This window comes from Rhodopseudomonas parapalustris, from assembly GCF_053772255.1.
The window spans coordinates 256,201-277,141 of sequence record NZ_JAMKBZ010000002.1 but is presented as its reverse complement, the minus strand read 5'-3'; the positions used below and the strand labels follow the sequence as shown (position 1 = coordinate 277,141).

Below are 20,941 nucleotides of genomic sequence, written 5' to 3'. Positions count from 1 at the left end.
CGCTTCGCTCCAAGACGCACTGGTCGCCGCCTCAGATGTGAGCTGCCAGATCGGCCAGGTCTTCAATCAGCACGCCGCTCTGCACCAGCATGGTCTCGACCTGCGCCACCGCTTCGCCGACTGACAGGCCCGCGGTATCGAGCACCAATTCGCTCGCAGTCGGCGGCTGATAGTCGTTGCCGATGCCGGTGAAGTTCGGCAGGGAGCCTGCGCGCGCTTTGGCGTAGTGCCCCTTGGGGTCGCGTTGCTCGCAGACGTCCGCCGCGGTCGCAACGTGAATCTCGCGGAAACGATCGCCGGCGATCCGGCGCGCCGCGGCACGATCGGCGAGCGCGGGCGATACTGCCGCCACGATCGCGATATGGCCGTTGGCGGCCAGATGCGCGGCGATCTCGGCGAGGCGGCGGATGTTCTCCGCCCGATCAGCCGGCGAGAAGCCGAGATCGTTGTTGAGCCCGGCGCGCAAAGTATCGCCGTCGAGCAGGATCGGCGAACCGCCGCGATCAAACAGTCGGCGCTCCAGCGCGCGCGCCAGTGTCGACTTGCCGGAGCCCGGCAGTCCGGTAAACCACAGCACCGCGCCCTGGTGGCGATACCGCGCGACGCGCTCGCCCGGCTGCAGGGCCGACTCGACCGGCACGATATCGGCGGTCGCAGCACGCTGGCCCGAATCGACGCTGAGCACCAGGCCGCCGCCGGCGATCCGTCCGTTGATCTCGATCACCAGCCGCCCGGTACGCGGATTGTCGTCGGCCGGATCGGCCGCCACCGGCTGCGACAGCGACAGGTCGATTTCGCCGACATGGTTGCGTTTGATCTCGGTCGCGGCCTCGCTGGCGAGATCGCCAGGATCGACCGCCTTCTCGATCGCCACCACATTGGCGCGGGTCTCGCGGGTGCCGAGCCGCACCAGCACCGAAGCGCCGGCGGTGAGCGGCTGATCATGCAGCCAGAAAATCCGCGCGCGCAGCCGGCGGGTGTCGCGCGGAGCATTTCCGGCATGACCGATCACGTCGCCGCGCTCGACGAACAATTCGCGGTCGAGCGTGATGCCGACCGAACGGCCGGCGCCGAACGAACCCGCGAGCGGCGTCACCGGCCAGCCTTCGACGGTCTTGATCCTGGCGATCTTGCCGGCCGGCATGATGACGATGTCGTCACCCGCCCGCAGATGTCCGGACTCGATGCGGCCGGCGACGATGCGGCGATCGTCGAATTTGTAGATCGCCTGCACAGCGAGCCGCAGCGGCAGCGCGTCGAGCGGCGGCGCCGGCGTCAGACCGTCGAGCGCCTCGACCACGGTCGGACCGAGATACCAGGCGATGTTCTCGGTGCGGGCGGCGACGCCGTCGCCGTCGCGCGCCGAGATCGGAATCACCGCCGTCGGCGTGACGCCGAGCGTGGTCAGATGCGCGGTGATCTCGTCACTGATGTCGTTGAAGCGCGCCGCCGAGAACTCGACCCGGTCCATCTTGTTGACCACGACGGCGACCTGCTTGATGCCGAGCAGTTGCAGCAGATAGCCGTGACGCCGGGTCTGGTCGCGCACACCTTCGAGCGCGTCGATGATCAGCACCGCACCGTCGGCCTGCGAGGCTCCGGTGATCATGTTGCGCAGGAATTCGGCGTGGCCGGGCGCATCGATCAGCACGATGTCGCGCGAGCGGGTGCGGAAACGAATCTGGGTGGTATCGATGGTGATGCCCTGGTCGCGTTCGGTCTGCAGCGCGTCGAGCAGGAACGACCACTCGAACGGCATGCCACGACGGGCGCTGACCGCCTTCAGCATCTCCAGCTTGCCTTCGGGCAGCGAGCCGGTTTCGTGCAGCAGGCGGCCGACCAGCGTCGACTTGCCGTGGTCGACATGGCCGACGATGACGATGCGCACCAGAGGACGGACGGCGTCGGCGGCAAGCGAGGCGGGCGGAACGGCGATGGTCATGGCGTCACTCACGGGTGCGGATCACAGATAGCCGGCGACGCGAAGCCGCTCGAACGCGTCTTCGGTCTCGTGGTCGAGCGCACGGCCGGCGCGCTCCGGCACCTTGGTGGTCTCGAGTTCGAGCAGGATCTCGTCGATCGAGGCAGCGTTCGATGCGACCGGGAAGGTGATGTCCTGGTCGCCGAGCGAGCGGTAACGCTTGCCGTCCTGCGCCAGATACAGCGGAATGATCGGGATACCTTCGCGCTTGGTGTAGGCCCAGATGTCAGCCTCGGTCCAATGCAGGATCGGATGAATGCGCAAATGCGCGCCGGGCGGCGGCGAAGCGTTGAACTGATCCCAGAATTCCGGCGGCTGATCACGCACATCCCATCCGCCCTCGGTGCCGCGCGGCGAGAACACCCGCTCCTTGGCGCGCGTGGCTTCTTCGTCGCGGCGGATACCAGCGATCAGTCCGTCGAAGCCGTATTTGGCGAGCGCGAGTTTGAGGCCCTCAGTTTTGCGCGCAGCCGAGCGTGCGGCCGGCGGCAGCGTCGGGTCGACGCTCTCGATCGACGGGCATGGATCGACACGCAGATCGAGTTCCCATTCCTTCGCGTAGGTGTCGCGGAACGCGTACATCTCGGGAAATTTCTTGCCGGTATCGACGTGGAGCGCCGGGAACGGGACGCGGCCGAAGAAGGCCTTCCGCGCCAGCCAGATCATCACGTTGGAGTCCTTGCCCAGCGACCACAACAGCGCCAACTTCTTCAACCGCGCGAACGCCTCACGCAAAATATAGACGCTCTGCGCCTCCAGCGCGTCGAGGTGATCCATCGCGCGGAGCTGCTCCGCCAGTGGCGGCTCAGGGACCAAAACCCGCTCAGGGATCGAAACCAGGGCGGCGGTTTCTCGCGCAGCGAGCGTCATGACAAGCTCCCGAATTGGCGGCCCCGATCATCACGGGGCCGGTCGTGGCTGCTCGCCCAAGAGGCCGTCCAAAGCAGGGGGAGAACGGCTATCTCTGCGGCGCGCAAAACGGAGACGAAATTTCTATTTCGAATGCCGCCGATAGAAGGAATAATTTTCTATCGATGACGCTTGTCAGATACATAGATAGAAAATACTTCTAGTCAATCCTTCTTCGTCGATCGCCCCGATGTTGATCACGACGGAACGGATGTCGCGATGATCAGGACGCAGTGACCAATGACAGAGCTGGCGCAACCTCTTCCCTCCTCTGCCCCCGCCCCCTCCGGGGTGGAGGCGCGTGCGCAGGCGCTCGACGCTGCGCTACGTACCGCGTCGCCAGGCGAGGTCATCGCCGCGGCGCTCCGCGAGATCGGTCGCGACAAACTCGCGGCGGTGTCATCGTTCGGCACCGAGTCGGCCGCGCTGCTGAAAGTAGTGGCCGATGTCGATCCGGCGATCCCAGTGGTCTTTCTCGACACCGGCTGGCTGTTCGAAGAAACGCTCGCCTACCGCGATACGCTTACCGAACAGCTCGGCCTGCGCGACGTGCGCTCGATCAAGCCGCTCGACGCCGATCTCGATCGCGATGACGCTGCGCGCGAGTTGTGGTTTTCAGATCCCGACAAATGCTGCCTGATCCGCAAGGTCGAACCGCTGAAGCGTGCGCTGGCACCGTTCGACGGCTGGATCAATGGCCGCAAGCGCTTTCAGGGTGGCGCGCGCGCCGACATTCCGGTGGTCGAAGCCGACGGCAAGCGGCTGAAATTCAATCCGCTCGCCAATGTCACATCGGCCGAGATTGCAGCGATCTACGCCACGGCGAAACTACCGCCGCATCCGCTGCTCGCTTCGGGCTTCCTGTCGGTCGGCTGCATGCCGTGTACTAGCCGGGCGGAAGCCGGCGATGATGCGCGTGCGGGGCGTTGGCGCGGCAGAAGCAAGACGGAATGCGGCATTCACACGATGAAGACTTCATAGGACATTGCGGTCGCAACGGAGCGAACATTGGAATGCCGTTTCGTTGACTTGAAGCACGTTGTTCGTGACCTTCGCTTCTCCGCGCCGACGACGAAACCGTCGTCAAGCCCAATGGAGACTATCAATGCTTCGCCGTCTTCTTCCGATTGTCGCCGGCCTGCTGGTGGCGACCGCGGCAAACGCCGCCGACGTCTCACTGTTGAACGTCTCATATGATCCGACACGCGAGCTGTACGCCGATCTCAACAAATCGTTCGCGGCTGATTATCAAAAGGACACCGGCAATCGCATCACCATCAAGCAATCGCACGGCGGCTCCGGCGCGCAAGCTCGCTCGGTGATCGACGGCCTGCAGGCCGATGTCGTCACGCTGGCACTCGCTTACGACATCGACGCGATCGCCAACAAGGGACTGATCGCGAAGGACTGGCAGAAGCGCCTGCCTGAGAATTCCTCGCCCTACACGTCGACGATCGTGTTCCTGGTGCGCAAGGGCAATCCGAAGGTGATCAAGGACTGGGACGATCTGCTCAAGCCCGGCGTCAGCGTGATCACGCCGAATCCGAAAACCTCGGGCGGCGCGCGCTGGAACTACCTCGCGGCCTGGGGTTACGCGCTGAAGAAATCCGGTTCGCCCGAAGCCGCTCGTGACTTCGTCGCCAAGCTGTACAAGCAGGTTCCGGTGCTCGATACCGGCGCACGCGGCTCGACCGTCACCTTCGTCGAACGCGGCGTCGGCGACGTGCTGCTCGCCTGGGAGAACGAAGCGTATCTGGCCGTGAAGGAATTCGGCGCCGACAAGTTCGAGATCGTGGCGCCGTCGCTGTCGATCCTCGCCGAGCCGCCGGTTGCCGTCGTCGATACCGTCGTCGACCGCAAGGGCACGCGCGCCGCGGCTGAGGCCTATCTCAAGTACCTCTATACCAAACAGGGTCAGGAAATCGCCGCACGGCACTTCTACCGTCCGCGCGATCCCGACGTCGCCAAAGCACACGCGAACGACTTCGCCAAGGTCGATCTGTTCACGATCGATGACGTGTTCGGCGGCTGGACCAAGGCGCAGACCGAACACTTCGCCGACGGCGGCGTGTTTGATAAGATCTACAAGAACTAAGGGGCGCCGATCGCGATAAGTGCGACGCGGTCGCGATCCGCAGAGTTGGGGACATTATGCTTAGAACCGACAGTGCGCTCCCCTTCTGCGGGCAGGACCTTCGTATGTGGATCGAATGTTCAGCCGCTGAGTCCGCAATGACTCGTCCCAGCGAAGGCGGGGACGGGTCGCGGATAGCCGAGGCGCCAAAAGCTGATGGCGTCCGCGCGTCAGCTCAGACGCGTCCACAGGTGACGCCATGAGCATCGCGGCGCGCCGCCGCTCCTTGCCGGGGTTCGGGCTCACCATGGGGCTGACGATCACCTGGCTGTCGCTGCTGATTTTGATTCCGCTCGCGGGCCTGTTCGTGAAGACCGCCGAACTCAGCCCGGCGGAATTCTGGGCGATCGTAACGTCGACGCGCACGCTGCATGCGCTGAAGATCTCGTTCGGCCTCGCCTTCGCGGCGGCTTGCGTCAATCTCGTCGCCGGGCTGCTGATCGTCTGGGCCCTGGTGCGCTACCGCTTCCCCGGCCGCCGCATCTTCGATGCGATCGTCGACATTCCGTTCGCGTTGCCGACCGCGGTCGCGGGCATCGCTCTCACGACGCTGTTCGCGCAGAACGGCTGGCTCGGCGCGCCGCTCGCGGCGCTCGGCATCAAGGTGGCGTTCACGCCGCTCGGCATCTTTCTGGCGATGATCTTCATCGGCATTCCATTCGTGGTGCGCACGGTGCAGCCGGTGCTGATCGATCTCGACGTCGAGGTCGAAGAAGCCGCCGAATCGCTCGGCGCCTCGCGCTGGCAGACCATCCGCCGGGTGATCCTGCCGAGCCTGGTGCCCGCGGCGCTGACCGGGTTTGCGCTCGCCTTCGCCCGTGCCGTCGGCGAATACGGTTCGGTGATCTTCATCGCCGGCAATCTGCCCAACGTCTCCGAGATCGCGCCGCTGCTGATCGTGATCCGGCTGTCCGAGTTCCGCTACGCCGACGCCACCGCGATCGCAGTGGTGATGCTGATCGCGGCGTTCCTGATCATTTTCGCGCTGAACCGCCTGCAACGTTGGGCACAGACGCGATCGCTGGCTCCGGTGTAGACTGATGACGATGGTGGCGACGACACACATCCGGCGTTCAGCCCGTGAGGCAGCGGTCCCTGTGGCCGCGGCGCGCCCGCGTGCGGCCCGACGCTCGGCCCATACCGAACCGCTGCTGGTGCGGCTGGCAATCATCGGTTTCGCAGTCACCTTCCTGACCGTGTTCGTGATGCTCCCGCTGATCCTGGTGTTCGCCGAGGCGCTGTCGAAGGGTCTTGGGTTCTATCTTTCGGCGCTGGCCGACGACGAAGCGCTGGCGGCGATCCGGCTGACACTGATGGCCGCGGTCATCTCGGTCGGCCTCAATCTGGTGTTCGGCGTCGCCGCCGCCTGGGCGATCGCCAAGTTCGATTTTCCCGGCAAGACGCTGTTGATCACGCTGATCGACCTGCCGTTCTCGGTCTCGCCGGTGATCTCCGGCCTGGTGTTCGTGCTGCTGTTCGGCGCGCAGGGGTTCTTCGGTCCCTGGCTGCAGGCTCACGGTATCCAGATTCTGTTCGCGGTGCCGGCGATCGTGCTGGCGACGACCTTCGTCACCTTCCCGTTCGTGGCCCGCGAACTGATCCCGCTGATGCAGGAACAGGGACAACAGGAAGAAGAAGCTGCGATCTCGCTCGGCGCCGGCGGCTGGACCACGTTCTGGCGGGTCACGCTGCCGAACATCAAATGGGGCCTGCTGTACGGCGTCCTGCTCTGCAACGCCCGCGCGATGGGCGAATTCGGTGCGGTGTCGGTGGTGTCCGGTCACATCCGCGGCGAGACCAACACCATGCCGCTGCTGGTCGAAATTCTCTACAACGAGTACCAGATGGTGGCCGCTTTCGCGATCGCCTCGCTGCTGGCGCTGCTCGCGCTGGTGACGCTGATCGTCAAGACCGTGCTGGAAGACCGCATCGAACAAGGGCTGCATCCCGATGACCATTGAAGTCCGCAACATCGTCAAGGAATTCGGCAGCTTCCGTGCACTCGACAATGTCGATCTGCGGGTCGAGACCGGCGAGCTGATGGCGCTGCTCGGCCCGTCCGGCTCCGGCAAGACCACGCTGCTCCGGATCATCGCCGGACTGGACTGGCCGGATTCTGGATCGATCGCCTTTGACGGCGAGGACGCGCTGGCGCGCGGCGCCGCCGAGCGCCATGTCGGCTTCGTGTTCCAGCACTACGCGCTGTTCCGGCACATGAGCGTATTCGAAAACGTCGCGTTCGGCCTGCGGGTGCAACCGCGCAAGATCCGCAAGCGCGAGGCCGAAATCAAAAAGCGCGTCGGCGACCTGCTCGACCTGGTGCAGCTCGGCTGGCTCGCCGACCGCTACCCGAACCAGCTCTCCGGCGGTCAGCGCCAGCGCATCGCGCTCGCCCGCGCGCTGGCGATCGAGCCGCGTATCCTGCTGCTCGACGAGCCGTTCGGCGCGCTCGACGCCAAGGTGCGCAAGGAGCTGCGCGCTTGGCTACGCAATCTGCATGAGGAGATCCACGTCACCTCGATCTTCGTCACCCACGACCAGGAAGAAGCGCTCGAGGTCGCCAACCGCGTGGTGGTCATGGACAAGGGCCGGATTGAACAGATCGGCTCGCCCGGCGACGTCTACGAGCGGCCGGCGTCGGCCTTCGTGCACGGCTTCATCGGCGAATCGATCGTGCTGCCGGTCGACGTTCAGGACGGACGCGTTCGCCTCGGCGACCGCGTTCTCGATCTCGCCGCCCAGGATGCTGCCGCCGGCCCGTCGAAGCTGTTCGTCCGCCGCCACGACGTTACGGTCGGCCCGAGCGGCAGCGGCGTGTTCGAAGGCGCCGTGAAAGCGGTGCGTGCGTTCGGCCCGATGCAGCGCGCCGATATCGTGCTGAACGGCGTCGGCGGCGAGACGCTGATCGAGATCGACGCACCGCGCGACCACTCGCTGAAGGTCGGCGACCGCATCGGCCTGCACCCGCAGCGCTACCGGATTTTTGCCGACCAGTGAACGATCGCGTCCGCCGGGCGACGGTTAGCTCGTTCCAGCTGCAAATGAATCCGAACCAACGTCGGTTGATCGCAGTTTCGTTGCGGTGGCGGCTTGCACCTCCACGACACAACAGCACCGCGACACCGCAGTTATTCCCACATGACACTTGAGCGCGCACATCGCCGCGACAGAACGCCGCACACCGTCTTCGTCATGGACCTCGCAAGGCCTCACTATCGCACCGCATCGTTACAAAATTGATTAGTTCTAATGATGACTTAGTCATCGAAACGGCCAGGCGTCGACCACATCCGAATACGCCCTCTCGCTGCATATGCTAACGACCCGACAGATTTGATTCTGATCAAATACCAAGTTCCGGGCCGCGTGTGACGCTTACTCCAGAAACAATTAGCTATCTCCGGAAACGCCCGGCAAGTCGCGAGATGCGGGACCAACCTGCACCAACGACTAGCTCCAACTGCCATTGATAATCGACTCGCCGTCGTTCGCTGCTCGCGGACGCCGATCGCGACTGGCTTGACCAATTTTATTGTGCCTTGAGCACTTGCGGGGGACGAAATGGGGGGCTCTCGGGGGGCGGCGGCTGCGCGCGGCCAAAATCGGCGCGGCCGCCGGAGCTTGATCTCGGCGCTGCTGGTATCGATCGCGCTGGCCTGCGCGACGTGGCCGGCGGGCGCCGAACCGGCGATGGTCGACCACAATGCCTCGCCGCATGACGGTCAGGTCGGCGCAGTCGATCCATCCGTCAACGCGTTGGTCGACTACGTGCGCGGCCTCCAGAGCGCCGGCAAGACCGAGCAGACCTTCACGCCGGTGCCCGCCCATGGTCTGGCACTCCGCGGCAGCCCGCATGGCAGCATCTCCGGCCACGGTTCGTCCGCCCATGGATCGCCGCACGGTTCATCGCATGGCGCGTCCGCGGCCGAGCCGCGGTTCGACACCCGCTTCGCCGGGCACGGCAGCGCCGCAAGCGTGCTGCCGCTGACGCCGATCGAAGGTGGCGCACAGCTCGATCAGATGCTGCGGCTTGTCGCGACGCAGCGCGCCACAACGCTTGCAGAGAAGCGCATTCTGCGTTCGCACGAGACCCGCCGCACGCTGGCGGCACGCCTCGCGCGCGAGCCGGACTACGTGGCGCAGATGCCGGACGTGGTCCGCGACGCCGCCATGGTGACCACCTGGGTGGCGCTGGAGAACTTCGACGACACTGTGGAGCAACCGCAGCGTTTCGGCTTCATCGAGATCCTCGCCGCCAAGGCCGACGACTCGCGCCCCGTGCTGATGATCGCAAAGCGCGAACCAAAGGCGGCTGCTGCCGGGCGCGCGCCGATGGTGGCGCCGGCGCCGGGCGATCCCGACGGCCGTTACTTCGTCGGCTCCAAGCCGTGCGAGACCTGCCACGCCGGCCTGTTCGACGAATTCCAGCAGACCGTGATGGGCCGCAACATCAAGTCCGGCAAGATCACGCCGCAAGGCAAGATGGAATGCGAAACCTGCCACGGCCCCGGCTCGGCGCACGTCAACGGCGGCGGCGGTCGCGAAAAGGGCGGGATCCGCTCGTTTCGGCCCACCGACAGCCGCGGCTTTGACGTCGCCGAAGCCAACAGCGTCTGCCTGAGCTGCCACGAGAAGGGCGACCAGACCTACTGGCAGGGCTCGCAGCACGAAACCCGCGGGCTGGCCTGCGTCAATTGCCACACCGTGATGCGCAAGGTGTCGCCCCGCAATCAGCTCAAGACCCAGCAGGTGATGGATACCTGCTTCCAGTGCCACAAGGACCGCAAGGCACAAGTGCAGCGCACCTCGCACATGCCGCTGCGCGAGACCAAGATTACTTGCGTCAATTGTCACAATCCGCACGGCAGCGCGACCGAGAAGCTGCTCAAGGAAGCGACCGTCAACGACACCTGCTACACCTGCCACGCCGACAAGCGCGGACCGTTCCTGTTCGAACATCCGCCGGTGCGCGAGAACTGCCTGAACTGCCACGAACCGCACGGCTCCAATCACGAGTCGCTGCTGATCGTCGCGCGGCAGAGGCTTTGCCAGCAGTGCCACACCAACCCGCACAACCAGCCGGGACTGCCGACCGCGGCACGCTGGGCGGTCGGGAACGCCTGCCAGAATTGCCACAACAATATCCACGGCTCGAACTCGCCGTCCGGATCACGCTGGCACCGATAGTTCGGTGCCGGGGACAGCGACGGCTGCGGCCGCCGTCGCTCGCCACACCAACAAGCCGCGAAGGGTGATGGAAACGACACGCGCGAAGGGGGCTTCGAGATGGCGTTGAAGCAATTTCTGCTGACGTCCGCCGCAATTTCGGTGATGACCGCAATGCCATTGAGCGCGACCGCCGAGACGGCGGCGAAGGAGGAGCCGGCGCGCTCGGCCGACGACTTCGACGCGGCGCACGGCGGCTGGTCGTATTCGGGTGAATTCGAAGCCGGATGGCGATCGTTCATCCAGCGCCCACCGAGATCGGCGACGCCCTGGGTCTCGCCGACCAGTCCGTTCGGCGGCGGCGACCGCAACAACCGCTCGAAATTCGAAGAATACGGCCGGATCGCGCCGGGACTATACGCCGAATATCTGCGGGTGACGCTGCAGACCAAGGACGGCACCTACTGGAACGAACTGCGCGCCGACAATATCGGCAACAATAATCAGCGTTACGTTTTCGATTTCTCCAAGGCCGGCGAACACTACTTCACGGCGTCCTGGGATCAGATTCCACATCTCTACACCAACAGCGCGTTGAGCATCTGGAGCGGCGTCGGCACCAGCAATCTGACGACGTCGGTCGCCATCCCCGGGAGCACGCTGACTCCCTTGGCAACGGGATCGACCGCGGCCCAGCGCCAAGCCATGACCAACGCGCTCGCCGGCAGGGCCGGTCTGATCGACGTCGGTATTCAACGTAACAAGGGTACGGCGTTCTATCGCTGGACGCCCGATCCCAATTGGGATTTCAAGGCAAGCTACTCGAACGAAAAGCGGGAGGGCACGCAGGTCTCGGGCGTGTATCTGGGCGGCAGCCCGGCGGCGACGAATGCGCAGCAAATGCAGGTGCCGCGTCCGATCGACGACACCACGCAGATCGGCAAGCTCACCGGACAGTATTTCGGACCGACGCCCTGGGGCGGACACTACAACGTCCAGGCCGGCGGAGGATTCTCGCTCTACGACAATAGTTTCAATTCGTTCACGGTGCAAAATCCGTTCTACGACGCCGGCAATCCCCGACTGTTCTCGCCTGCGGCACGCGTCAGCCTGATGCCGAGCAACCAAGCCTACAACGCCAGCATCACGAGCGGCATCGACCTTCCGTTCAAGACGCGCTGGAACAGCACCTTCCAATACACCACGATGCGGCAGAACGATCCGTTCATTCCGTTCACCGTCAACCCGAGCATCACGACCTTCGCGCTACCGGCTTCCAGCCTGAACGGCGAAGTCAACACCTTGCTCTACAACACCGTCGCTACGACGCAGTGGACGCCGGAGTTCAAGACCACGACGCGATATCGCTATTACGACAACGACAATCAGACACCCGAACTCCTGATGCCGAACTATGTGGTAGAGGACACCTCGACCACCGGCATCGCCTCGGGCGTGCCTCGACGCGCCCTATCGATGTCCTACACCAAGCAGAACGCCGCCGCCGAAATCCAATGGCGCCCTGAAAGATGGGTCACACTGGGCGGCAGCGCCGCCTGGGAGCAATGGGACCGCAGCCGCCGCGATGCCGACGTCACCAATGAATTCATCGGCCGCCTCACCGCAGATTTCCGAATCCACGACATCGCGACGTTGCGCACTAGCGGACAGTACTCCGAGCGGCGCTATAACAATTACAGCGGCCAGCAGATGTCGCTGGATACGTACTATCTTGCTTCCAACACCGGCACCAGCTTCCTGATGCGGAAGTTCGACATGGCGAACCGCGATCAGCTGAAGGCCAGCGCTTTCCTCGACATCTCCGGCCCGAGCGGCAGCGTGTTCCGGGATTTCGTGGTGTCTCCGACCGCCGGCCTACGCTTCGACGACTACCCGGACGACCCTCGCTTCTTCGGCCTTAGAAAGACCCACACTTGGAACGCCGGCATCGACGCGACCTACACGTTCGCACCAGGAAACTGGATCCAGGCATCGTATTTGTATGAAACCTACGACCGCTTTCAAGTCGGGAGCGGCACCATCACCAACGGCGTCAATCCGGCGGTCACGTTCCCAGCAGTTTCGGATGCGTTCACGAGCAACACCCATGAAAAAGTGAATACCATCATCTTGTCGAGCAACATCGAACTGGTCCCCGGCGTAGTCGATCTGAAGCTGGCTTATTCGCTCTCGTGGTCCAATGAGGACTGGGACTACGGCCCGTTCGCAGCGTATCCGTTGCAAAACAACGGCATCGGCTATTCTCCGTTCCCGACGGTGTCGACCAACTATCAACGCGTCGATGCGTCGCTGAAGCACACCATCGATCCATCGATCGTGGCGAAACTCGGCTGGACCGGCGAGGTCTACGTCAGGGCGCGCTACATCTGGGAGCGCAACAGCGTCGACAATTGGCAGCAGGATCTGATGTCGCCGTATCTGTATCTGGTCGACACCACGCTGGCGCGGATGATCGACATGGGCGCGACCAATCCGAACTACGACGCGCAATACGTCCAGGTTTCGCTGAACGCGAAGTGGTGAAGAGCCGGCGGCCCGCAACGAGGCCGCCGATCACGACAACTCGAAATCAACAACGGGAGGACGACCAACGATGACGCACAAGCCCACCGACCAGCCGCTGTCGCGGCGAAATCTGCTGAAAGCCGGCGCCAGCGCCGCCGGAGTCGCCGCGCTGCTCGGCGCCGGCATCGCGACGGCGACCGCGCAGGTCACCAAGAAGGCGTCGCACAAGGATGCCGGCTATCAGGAATCGCCGAGCGGCGCCAAACGCTGCGGAACCTGCCGGCAGTTCCGGCCTCCGAGCGCCTGCGTCACGGTCGAAAGCCCGATCAGCGAGAACGGCTGGTGCCGCCTTTACGTGGCCAAGGGATGACCCGGACGGTGCGCCGGAGATCCGGCGCACCGTCTACGTCACCGCGGCCCGAATCGTTCGCCTCCGCCGGCGGAGGCAGGGCAGGTGTTCACGCCTCGGCCGTCTCGCGCACCAGGATGCGCTCGCGCAAGGTCGGCTTGTGCACCTTGCCGGTGGCGTTTCGCGGTAACGCTTCAACAAACGTGACGCGCTGCGGACATTTGAATCGCGCCAGCCGCTCGCGGCAATGCGCCAGCAGCTTGGCCTCGCTCAGTTCGAAGCCGGGCTTCAGCGCCACGACTGCCACTCCGGTCTCGCCCCATTGCGGATCGGGCGCGCCGATCACCGCGGCTTCGGCAATCTCCGGCAGTTGATACAGCACGTCCTCGACCTCGGCCGGATACACGTTCTCGCCGCCCGAGATGTACATGTCCTTGGTGCGGTCGACGATGTAATAGAAGCCCTCCTCGTCGACCCGCGCCGCGTCGCCGGTGTGCAGCCAGCCGTCGGTGAACGAGGTGCGATTGGCGTCCGGACGATTCCAGTAGCCGGGCGTGATGTTCGGCCCCTTCACCCAGAGCTCGCCCATCTCGCCGGGCTTCACCGGCTCGCCGTCGGGACCGACGATCTTGAGGTCGCCATGCAGCACCGGCTTGCCGGCAGAGCCGGCCTTGCGGGCCGCATCATCGGCGTCGAGCATCAGCACCGCCGGGCTGGTCTCGGTCATGCCATAGCCTTGCACCAGCGCGCATCCGCGCTCCTGCCAGATCTTCAGAAGCGGCACCGGCATCGGCGCGCCGCCGACACCGGCGATCTGCAGCCGTGACAGATCGGTGGCGGCGAACGCCGGGTGCTGGCACATGAACTGATAGATCGACGGCACGCCGAAGAAATGCGTCAGCCCGACCGACGGATCCCCGATGATCGACAGCGCCGAGCCGGGATCGAACGTCCGCATTAACAGCGTGGTGCCGCCGGCATGCAGCACCGGATTGGTGTAGCAATTCAGCCCGCCGGTGTGGAACAGCGGGAGCACGCAGAGAAATACGGTCCGCTGCGACACGAAGATCGGGATGCCGAGATTGACCGCGTTGATGAACGTCATGCCATGGGTGATCATGGCGCCCTTCGGCTTTCCGGTGGTGCCGGAAGTGTACATGATGGTCGAGACGTCATCGAGCGTCACCGGCTCGGCTGCGCCGAGCCGCGGCGAGGCCGCCAGCGCGGCCTCATAGGCCGGGCCGAACGCCAAAAGATGCGGCACGCTGCAGGCCGCCTTCAACTCCGTCGCCATCGGCGCCAGTTCGTCGTCATGCGCCAGCACACGCGGCGCAGCGTCGCCGACGATGTAGGACAATTCGTGCACGGTGAGGCGGACGTTGAGCGGCACGAAGATCGCGCCGAGCCGGAAACAGGCGAACTGCAGTTCCAGCGTCTCGGCCGCATTGAGCGCCAGCACAGCGACGCGATCGCCGCGGCCGACGCCGAGGGTCGACAGATGCGTCGCCAGTCGATCGGCCCGCTCGTCCATCGCGCGGTAGCTGATCTTGCGGCTGCTGGCGAGATCGATCACCGCGATCTGCTCGGGGCGAACCTCGGCGTGATGGGCGATCCAATCGAAGTAAGCGAAGCTCATGGTTTTCTCCCTCGGAAAGCCGGCGGCTCTTGGTGGCCGTCTCGACGACAGGGAGTGAAAGCGTGGGCCGGCGGGAAGTCAATCGCCGCCTCTTGTGCGGCGCAACTAACTGCCGCGAAAATGAGCCGAACGCACAGCCGCTTGGCGCAAGACAGCAGGCTAGGCCGAGCGCCGCCTACTGATAGGCCGCGACGATATCCGAGACCGCGCGTTCGAGCTGCTTGGCGGTGGCACATTGCCGGACCACGTTGCAGAATGGCGCGTAGCGGAACATTTCCGAATCGCCCCAGCCCCAACCCATCCGGCCTTCGGGATTGAGCCAGACCACGCGCTTGGCCCGCTCGGAGATGGTGCGCAGGATATCGGTGCGCGGATCGAGATTGTTGCTGCGGGCGTCGCCGAGCACGATCACCGTGGTCTTCGGCGTCACCGCGCGCAGCCAGCGCTTTTCGAAATCCGCCAGCGACGAACCGTAATCGGACGAGCCGAACCCGACCTTCGACATGATCTCGCGCATCGCCGCTTCCGGCTCCTGCTTGTCGAGGATATCGCTGACCTCGATCAGGTGGCCGGAGAACGCGAACGAACGAACGTCGTCGACCACCTCGTGCAGGCTGTGGATCAGCAGCAGGAAGAAATCCGACACCTGCGCCACCGAGCCGGAAACGTCGCACAGCGCCACGATCTGCGGCTTGTCGCGATGCCGCCGTTTCCAGGCGGTGAGGAACGGGATGTTGCCCCAGGCGGCGTTGCGCCGGATGGTGCGGCGAACGTCGAGATGACCGCGGCGCTGCCGCTTGCGCGGCTTGCTGTAGCGCTCGCGCAGCCGCCGCGCGATGGCGCGGATCAGCTCTTTCATCTGCTCGACCTGGCGCCGCTCCAGCCGCATCATCGGCGCGTTGCGCAGCACCTCGTGGCGCAGGTTCTCGGCTTCCTCGCGGCCATACAGCAGCAGCGCCTGCGCCACCATCTCGCGCACGCTGTCGCGCAGCCCATCGAGCGCTGCGGCGAGCCGTTCGGCCTGCGCCGGGTCATCGGCCTTGAGCCGATCGAGATCGTCGCGCAACCGGCCGACGCCGAGCGCTTCCATCATCCGGCTCTGAAACAGGCCGCGCTGGGTGAAGAACCGGATGTTGGCCAGCGACGCTTCGTTCGCCGCGCCGGCGAGCGCGGCGGCAACAGCACTGCGGTCCTGCGCGAGCAGCATCTGCGCCAATTCGCCGAGCTCCGGCGGCGCCGAACCTTCGCCGCCCCCCTGCCCGGGCGCGTCGCTGCCGCTCGGCTGCGACGGCGACGTCGCATTTTGGGATTGCTGATCGGCATCTTCGGCGGCATCTGGATTGGTCTTCGGTTCGGGACGGCTGAAGAACAGATCGAAGCACTGCGCCAGCGCCTGCTTTTCGTCCTGGGTCTTGGCCAGGGTCACCAGCAGCGTGTCGCGCAGCAGGCCGCGATCGGCGAAGCCGACCTCCGACACCGCCCGCATCGCGTCGATACTCTCGGCCGGCGACACCCGCACGCCGGCGCCGCGCGCCGCCCGGAAGAAGCGGTGCAGCTCCTCGCGCATCAGCCGAACACGCCCTCGCGCCCGGCCTTGGCGACGAAGCCGGAGACCTGCGGCAGCGCGGTTTCGATGTCGGCTTCGTACTTCAACAGCACGTTGAGGGTGTCCTTCACGGTCTGGTGGTCGAGCTCGCTGGCCTGCAACAGCACCAGCACCCGAGCCCAGTCGATCGTCTCGCTGACCGACGGCAGCTTCTTCAGATCGAGCGCGCGGATCTGGTTGATGAACCCGACCATCTGCTTGCGCAGTGTCTCGCCGGCGCCGGGCACGCGGCTTTCGACGATGCGCTCTTCCAGCTTCTGTTCTGGAAAGCCGATGTGCAGATGCAGGCAGCGCCGTTTCAGCGCGTCCGACAGATCGCGCTCGCCGTTCGAGGTCAGCAGCACCAGCGGCTTCACCGTAGCGCTGATGGTGCCGAGCTCGGGAATCGTCACCTGGTAGTCCGACAGGATTTCCAGCAGCAGCGATTCGAACTCAGCGTCGGACTTGTCGATTTCATCGACCAGCAGCACACAGCCCTCCGGCTGCTCCAGCGCCTTCAACAGCGGCCGCGGCTCGACGAATTCCTTGGAGAAGAACACGTCGCCGAAGTCGTGCAGCCGGCCGAGCGCATCCGACAGCGTCTGCGCGCCGCCGAGCACCTCGCCGAGCTTGTCCTTGAGGATCTGGGTGTAGAGCAATTGCTTGGCGTATTTCCACTCGTACAGCGCCTTGGCTTCGTCCAGCCCCTCGTAGCACTGCATCCGGATCATCTGCAGGCCGCGCCAGCTCGCCAGCGCTTTGGCCAGTTCGGTCTTGCCGACACCGGCAGGCCCTTCGACAAGGATCGGCTTCTCGATCTTCTCGGCCAGATACACCGCTGTGGCGATCTGGCGGCTGGCGATATAGCCGACCGACGCCAGCCCAGCGGTGACGGCCTCGATGGATTGCATCGGCAGATTCGCAGTCATTGCTTTTGATTGCTCCAGAGAGATTGGCCGAGGGCGATCTGCCGCTGCTTGCGCGGCTCGCGCGCGACATTGGCCAGCACGTCGAACGCCGCCAGCGATCGGGTGAGTTGGTCGTCGATGCGGTCCGGGGGCAGCAGCGCGCGCAGCTCATCGACGAGATTGCGCGCCAGGCTGCGAACGCCGATTACGTGGGCGCCATTCGGCGCCTCGCCTCTGTCCAGCGCCCGCACGGCGGCGGCACTTCCCGCCTGCGCCAGCGACAGCAGCCCGGCGAAGCGACCGAGGGTCGCCGCGTGGTCGTCGCTACGCTCGATCCGCACCGCGACGGTGTGCAGCAGCCAGTCGAGGAAGCCGACAGTGGTGGCGGTCGCGACCGTGTCCTCGAGATCGCGGAACGGCATCGCCATCGCCGGATAGGCATCCGACATGTCGCCGATCCGCGCCGAGGCCGGCACAGTGCAGTTCACGAAGCTCAGTTCGCAATGCGACGCCGGCTTCAGCACGTCGAGTGACGGCATCGGGGTCAGCGTCAGCCCCGCGGTGTCGCGTGGCACTTGGAACAAGCCATAGCGCTTGCGCCCCTGATCGATATCGGTGATCGCCAGCACCAGAAACAGATCGGCGACCGGCCCGTTGGTGATCCACGCCTTGCGGCCGTTGATGATGTAAGCGTCGCCCTGCAGCTCGGCAGTCGTCTGGAGATGTTTCGGATGCGCACCTGCTCCGGGCTCGGAGATCGCCACGGCGGCCCAGCCGCGACCCGCAGCGATCCGCGGCAACAGCTCGCCGCGCTGCGCAGCATCCGCGAAGCCTCCAATGAAGAACCGCGCGATCAGTTGCCGGCCGGCGAACGCGGTGGCGAGGCCGAGTTCGCCAGTCGCTGCGGCGATCGCCTGCTCGGCCTGCGCGATCGCCCCGTAGCTGTCGAGCGCCGCGTCGTTACCGGGAAGGCCGATCTCGAAAAGCCCGGCCTGCGCCATCGGCGCGAACGGATCGCCCGATCGATCAGCGGTCAGCGCCCGCCAACGCGCGATGCGTTCGGCGACCGCAGCAATCGTCCGGGACGCGGCCGGTGTTCGAAGCTCTGTCATGGTCTGGTTGTGTAGAACAACCGCGTCGCGACGGCGAGTATTTGTTGTATTCCGGCAAATGGAATGCGGCGGCGGAGCTGCTCACTCCGCCGCCGCATTCCCGCCATCACAGACAGGATCAACTCCGCGCCGCTGAATCGATCAACGCACGGGGCTCACTTACACCGCATGAACCTTCGGCTCGCGGTCCCAGAACCGCAACTGCGTACACAGCTCCAGGAAGCGCTCGGCGTCCTTGGGCCCGCCCAGACTCATCACGCCGCCGTCGGGCTCGACACCAGCCTTCTCCAGCAGCGGCATCGCGTCCTCGCTGGTGGCGATGAACTTGGCGTGCGCGAACGCATCGGCCACAAAGTCGCGCACGGTCGCTTCCTGCTGGAGCTGGGCTGCACCCTCTGCCGAAACCAGGATCGCCACCGCGTCGTACAGCACCGAAGGGCCGCCATTGATCTTCTGCTTGGCCGGCCGCTGCTTCCCGTCGGAGGTTGTGAAGCCGCCGACTTTCGGGGCGACCAGCTCCACCACTGCGCCATGCTGCTTGGCGGCCTTCTCGAGCGCCGCGAGTAGCGCTGCGTCGGCGCCGTCGCTGACCAGGATGCCGAGCTTGCGGCCCTTGAAGCTGCCCGGCGGGTTCTTGACGATGCTCAGCGCCGGCGAAGGCGGCAGATCAGTGATCACCTCGCGGGCCGGGGTCGCGGCCGCCGGCAGCTTCATGCCGAGGCCGTCGGCGACCATCTTGGCGAGCTGCTTGTCCACATTGACGAGATGCGACAGCACGCGGGTTCGGATCGCCGGCGTCTCGACCTTGCTGAGCTCGAAGGTGAATGCGTCCTGGATGTGAGTTTGCTCGGTCTCGGTCTGGCTGATGTAGAACTGTCGCGCCTGGCTGTAGTGATCGGCGAACAGCTCGCCGCGGGCGCGTCGCTTCTCGCCGCTCTCTTCGGCCGGGAAGGTGCGGAAGCCCTTCGCCGTCTCGCGCGGGCCGCCGTCGGCACCCCATGAGTTCGGTTCGTAGTTGGCACGGCCCTTGGGATTGGTCAGCGTCATGTGCCCGTCCTGCTGAAAGGTGTGGAACGGGCATTTCGGCGAGTTGATCGGCAGGTCGTTGAAGTTCGGGCTACCGAGCCGCTTCAGTTGGGTGTCGAGATAGGAGAAGTTCCGCCCCTGCAGCAGGGGGTCGTTGGTGAAGTCGATGCCGGGCACGATATTGCCGGTCTGAAACGCGACCTGCTCGGTCTCCTTGAAGAAATTGTCGACGGTGCGATCAAGCACCAGCCGGCCGACGCGGCGGATCGGCACGCGCTCTTCCGGAATGATCTTGGTGGCGTCGAGAATGTCGAACTCGAACTCATCGGCAAACGCGTCGTCGAATAGCTGCAGTCCGAGCTCCCATTCCGGATAGTCACCGGACTGGATCGCGTCCCACAGATCGCGGCGATGAAAGTCGGGATCGGCACCGTTCAGCTTCACCGCCTCGTTCCACACTACCGATTGCATGCCGAGCTTCGGCTTCCAGTGAAACTTGACGTAGGTCGACTTGCCGGCCGCATTGATGAGCCGGAAGGTGTGGACGCCGAAGCCCTCCATGAACCGGAACGAGCGCGGGATGGTGCGATCGGACATGATCCACAACGCCATGTTGATCGATTCCGGCATCAGCGAAATGAAGTCCCAGAAATTGTCGTGGGCAGTCTGAGCCTGCGGAAAGCCGCGATCCGGCTCCTGCTTGGCAGCGTGGATCAGGTCGGGGAACTTGATCGCGTCCTGGATGAAGAACACCGGGATGTTGTTGCCGACCAGATCCCAATTGCCTTCCTTGGTATAGAACTTCACCGCGAAGCCACGGACGTCGCGCGCCAGATCAGCCGAGCCCTTGTTACCGGCAACGGTGGAGAACCGCACGAACACTGGGGTCTTCTCTCCGGCACGCTGGAAGATGTCGGCAGCCGTGACATCGGCAAGCGACTCGGTGGTCTCGAAAAACCCGTGAGCACCGAAGCCACGGGCATGGACGACACGCTCGGGAATCCGCTCGTGGTCGAAATGGAAAATCTTCTCCCGGAAGTGAGAGTCCTCCATCAGCGTCGGGCCGCGCTGACCGAGCTTGAGACTGTTCTGGTCGTCGCTGACAGGCACGCCCTGGCGCGTCGTCAGCGCCGCGATCTCGCCCTCCGCGACCTGATGGGTCTCACCTCCCGTCCCCCGCTTGATCGACGCGTCTGCAAGTTTGGCGGATTTCAATTCGGGATGCTTGTTAGCCATGGGTCCTCGCACACGGAAGAATGAGTCGTTCGGCGGCGCGGCTGGCTCTCGCGGCGATCGAAACCGTCGCTGCCGTATCGATCCAACTGGTGCGCGAGAGTCGTCCGCCGCCGTGATTACGGCGAGAAGGCGGATTGGTTCCTGGGATGAGACGAGGATGGGGCACCAAGGCGAAGAACCCGCACCGTCATTCCGGGGCGCTCACGCCAGTGAGCGAACCCGGAATCCAGAGGTTATCGTGGGGCGATCCGCTAAATCGAGATTCCGGGTTCGCGCGCTTCACGCGCGCCCCGGAATGACTCGTTGAAATGCATATCCCCGTCCCTCACGAGGATCACACCCTCGGCAATGCCCTCCTCCGCGCGACCGATGA

General features: G+C 64.9%; 15 protein-coding genes. 8 read left to right on the top strand and 7 right to left on the bottom strand.

All coding sequences use genetic code 11. The features are described from left to right. Positions 1-31: 31 nt before the first annotated feature. Both cysC and cysD read right to left on the bottom strand, forming a co-directional pair. Entirely contained in the window at positions 32-1,942 is a 1,911-nt protein-coding gene (gene cysC, locus M9H71_RS03360) for an adenylyl-sulfate kinase (RefSeq protein WP_455403682.1), read from the bottom strand. Between the two features lie 21 nt (positions 1,943-1,963). Then, a complete protein-coding gene (gene cysD / locus M9H71_RS03355; protein WP_455403681.1) occupies positions 1,964-2,851 on the bottom strand; it encodes a sulfate adenylyltransferase subunit CysD in 888 nt (295 codons plus the stop codon). A gap of 279 nt (positions 2,852-3,130) precedes the next feature. On the opposite strand from cysD, the gene M9H71_RS03350 reads away from it, so the two are divergent. The 8 genes from M9H71_RS03350 to M9H71_RS03315 all read left to right on the top strand — a co-directional run bounded on the left by M9H71_RS03350 (position 3,131) and on the right by M9H71_RS03315 (position 13,086). After that, on the top strand, positions 3,131-3,871 hold the full coding sequence (locus tag M9H71_RS03350; protein WP_455403680.1) for a phosphoadenylyl-sulfate reductase: 741 nt from the start codon (positions 3,131-3,133) through the stop codon (positions 3,869-3,871). 124 nt (positions 3,872-3,995) lie between these two features. Continuing rightward, entirely contained in the window at positions 3,996-4,985 is a 990-nt protein-coding gene (locus tag M9H71_RS03345) for a sulfate ABC transporter substrate-binding protein (protein ID WP_455403679.1), read from the top strand. A 238-nt stretch (positions 4,986-5,223) separates the two neighbouring features. Then, entirely contained in the window at positions 5,224-6,060 is an 837-nt protein-coding gene (gene cysT / locus M9H71_RS03340) for a sulfate ABC transporter permease subunit CysT (protein WP_455403678.1), read from the top strand. A 4-nt stretch (positions 6,061-6,064) separates the two neighbouring features. Continuing rightward, complete coding sequence (cysW, locus tag M9H71_RS03335) at positions 6,065-6,985, top strand: sulfate ABC transporter permease subunit CysW (RefSeq protein WP_455403677.1); 921 nt, start codon at positions 6,065-6,067, stop codon at positions 6,983-6,985. Then, the gene (locus M9H71_RS03330) at positions 6,975-8,021 is read left to right on the top strand and encodes a sulfate/molybdate ABC transporter ATP-binding protein (protein WP_455403676.1); all 1,047 of its coding nucleotides are present in this window, start codon (positions 6,975-6,977) and stop codon (positions 8,019-8,021) included. Before cysW ends, M9H71_RS03330 begins: the two co-directional genes overlap by 11 nt. Positions 8,022-8,585: 564 nt before the next feature. After that, complete coding sequence (locus M9H71_RS03325) at positions 8,586-10,211, top strand: DmsE family decaheme c-type cytochrome (protein WP_455403675.1); 1,626 nt, start codon at positions 8,586-8,588, stop codon at positions 10,209-10,211. Between the two features lie 99 nt (positions 10,212-10,310). Next, entirely contained in the window at positions 10,311-12,734 is a 2,424-nt protein-coding gene (locus M9H71_RS03320; RefSeq protein WP_455403674.1) for an MtrB/PioB family decaheme-associated outer membrane protein, read from the top strand. A 70-nt stretch (positions 12,735-12,804) separates the two neighbouring features. Then, positions 12,805-13,086 (top strand): high potential iron sulfur protein, encoded by a 282-nt coding sequence (locus M9H71_RS03315; RefSeq protein WP_455403673.1) that lies wholly within the window; start codon positions 12,805-12,807, stop codon positions 13,084-13,086. A gap of 88 nt (positions 13,087-13,174) precedes the next feature. Here the strand turns inward: M9H71_RS03315 and M9H71_RS03310 are convergent, their stop codons facing one another. The 5 genes from M9H71_RS03310 to katE all read right to left on the bottom strand — a co-directional run bounded on the left by M9H71_RS03310 (position 13,175) and on the right by katE (position 20,568). Next, positions 13,175-14,701: an acyl-CoA synthetase gene (locus M9H71_RS03310; protein ID WP_455403672.1), complete on the bottom strand. Its 1,527-nt coding sequence runs from the start codon at positions 14,699-14,701 to the stop codon at positions 13,175-13,177. A gap of 175 nt (positions 14,702-14,876) precedes the next feature. Further along, positions 14,877-16,268, bottom strand: coding sequence for a vWA domain-containing protein (locus M9H71_RS03305; protein WP_455403671.1), 1,392 nt, complete (start codon positions 16,266-16,268; stop codon positions 14,877-14,879). Then, entirely contained in the window at positions 16,268-17,215 is a 948-nt protein-coding gene (locus M9H71_RS03300) for an AAA family ATPase (protein ID WP_271101731.1), read from the bottom strand. Before M9H71_RS03300 ends, M9H71_RS03305 begins: the two co-directional genes overlap by 1 nt. Continuing rightward, on the bottom strand, positions 17,212-18,306 hold the full coding sequence (locus M9H71_RS03295) for an acyl-CoA dehydrogenase family protein (protein ID WP_455403670.1): 1,095 nt from the start codon (positions 18,304-18,306) through the stop codon (positions 17,212-17,214). The genes M9H71_RS03300 and M9H71_RS03295 overlap by 4 nt, the downstream gene beginning before the upstream one ends. Positions 18,307-18,465: 159 nt before the next feature. Beyond that, entirely contained in the window at positions 18,466-20,568 is a 2,103-nt protein-coding gene (gene katE / locus M9H71_RS03290; RefSeq protein ID WP_455403669.1) for a catalase, read from the bottom strand. Between the last annotated feature and the right edge of the window lie 373 nt (positions 20,569-20,941).

Excerpts from the sequence above, each read along its gene's own strand:
- cysC (WP_455403682.1), bottom strand. The coding sequence starts at position 1,942 with ATGACCATCGCCGTTCCGCCCGCCTCGCTTGCCGCCGACGCCGTCCGT.
- cysD (WP_455403681.1), bottom strand. The coding sequence starts at position 2,851 with ATGACGCTCGCTGCGCGAGAAACCGCCGCCCTGGTTTCGATCCCTGAG.
- M9H71_RS03350 (WP_455403680.1), top strand. The coding sequence starts at position 3,131 with ATGACAGAGCTGGCGCAACCTCTTCCCTCCTCTGCCCCCGCCCCCTCC.
- M9H71_RS03345 (WP_455403679.1), top strand. The coding sequence starts at position 3,996 with ATGCTTCGCCGTCTTCTTCCGATTGTCGCCGGCCTGCTGGTGGCGACC.
- cysT (WP_455403678.1), top strand. The coding sequence starts at position 5,224 with ATGAGCATCGCGGCGCGCCGCCGCTCCTTGCCGGGGTTCGGGCTCACC.
- cysW (WP_455403677.1), top strand. The coding sequence starts at position 6,065 with ATGACGATGGTGGCGACGACACACATCCGGCGTTCAGCCCGTGAGGCA.
- M9H71_RS03330 (WP_455403676.1), top strand. The coding sequence starts at position 6,975 with ATGACCATTGAAGTCCGCAACATCGTCAAGGAATTCGGCAGCTTCCGT.
- M9H71_RS03325 (WP_455403675.1), top strand. The coding sequence starts at position 8,586 with ATGGGGGGCTCTCGGGGGGCGGCGGCTGCGCGCGGCCAAAATCGGCGC.
- M9H71_RS03320 (WP_455403674.1), top strand. The coding sequence starts at position 10,311 with ATGGCGTTGAAGCAATTTCTGCTGACGTCCGCCGCAATTTCGGTGATG.
- M9H71_RS03315 (WP_455403673.1), top strand. The coding sequence starts at position 12,805 with ATGACGCACAAGCCCACCGACCAGCCGCTGTCGCGGCGAAATCTGCTG.
- M9H71_RS03310 (WP_455403672.1), bottom strand. The coding sequence starts at position 14,701 with ATGAGCTTCGCTTACTTCGATTGGATCGCCCATCACGCCGAGGTTCGC.
- M9H71_RS03305 (WP_455403671.1), bottom strand. The coding sequence starts at position 16,268 with ATGCGCGAGGAGCTGCACCGCTTCTTCCGGGCGGCGCGCGGCGCCGGC.
- M9H71_RS03300 (WP_271101731.1), bottom strand. The coding sequence starts at position 17,215 with ATGACTGCGAATCTGCCGATGCAATCCATCGAGGCCGTCACCGCTGGG.
- M9H71_RS03295 (WP_455403670.1), bottom strand. The coding sequence starts at position 18,306 with ATGACAGAGCTTCGAACACCGGCCGCGTCCCGGACGATTGCTGCGGTC.
- katE (WP_455403669.1), bottom strand. The coding sequence starts at position 20,568 with ATGGCTAACAAGCATCCCGAATTGAAATCCGCCAAACTTGCAGACGCG.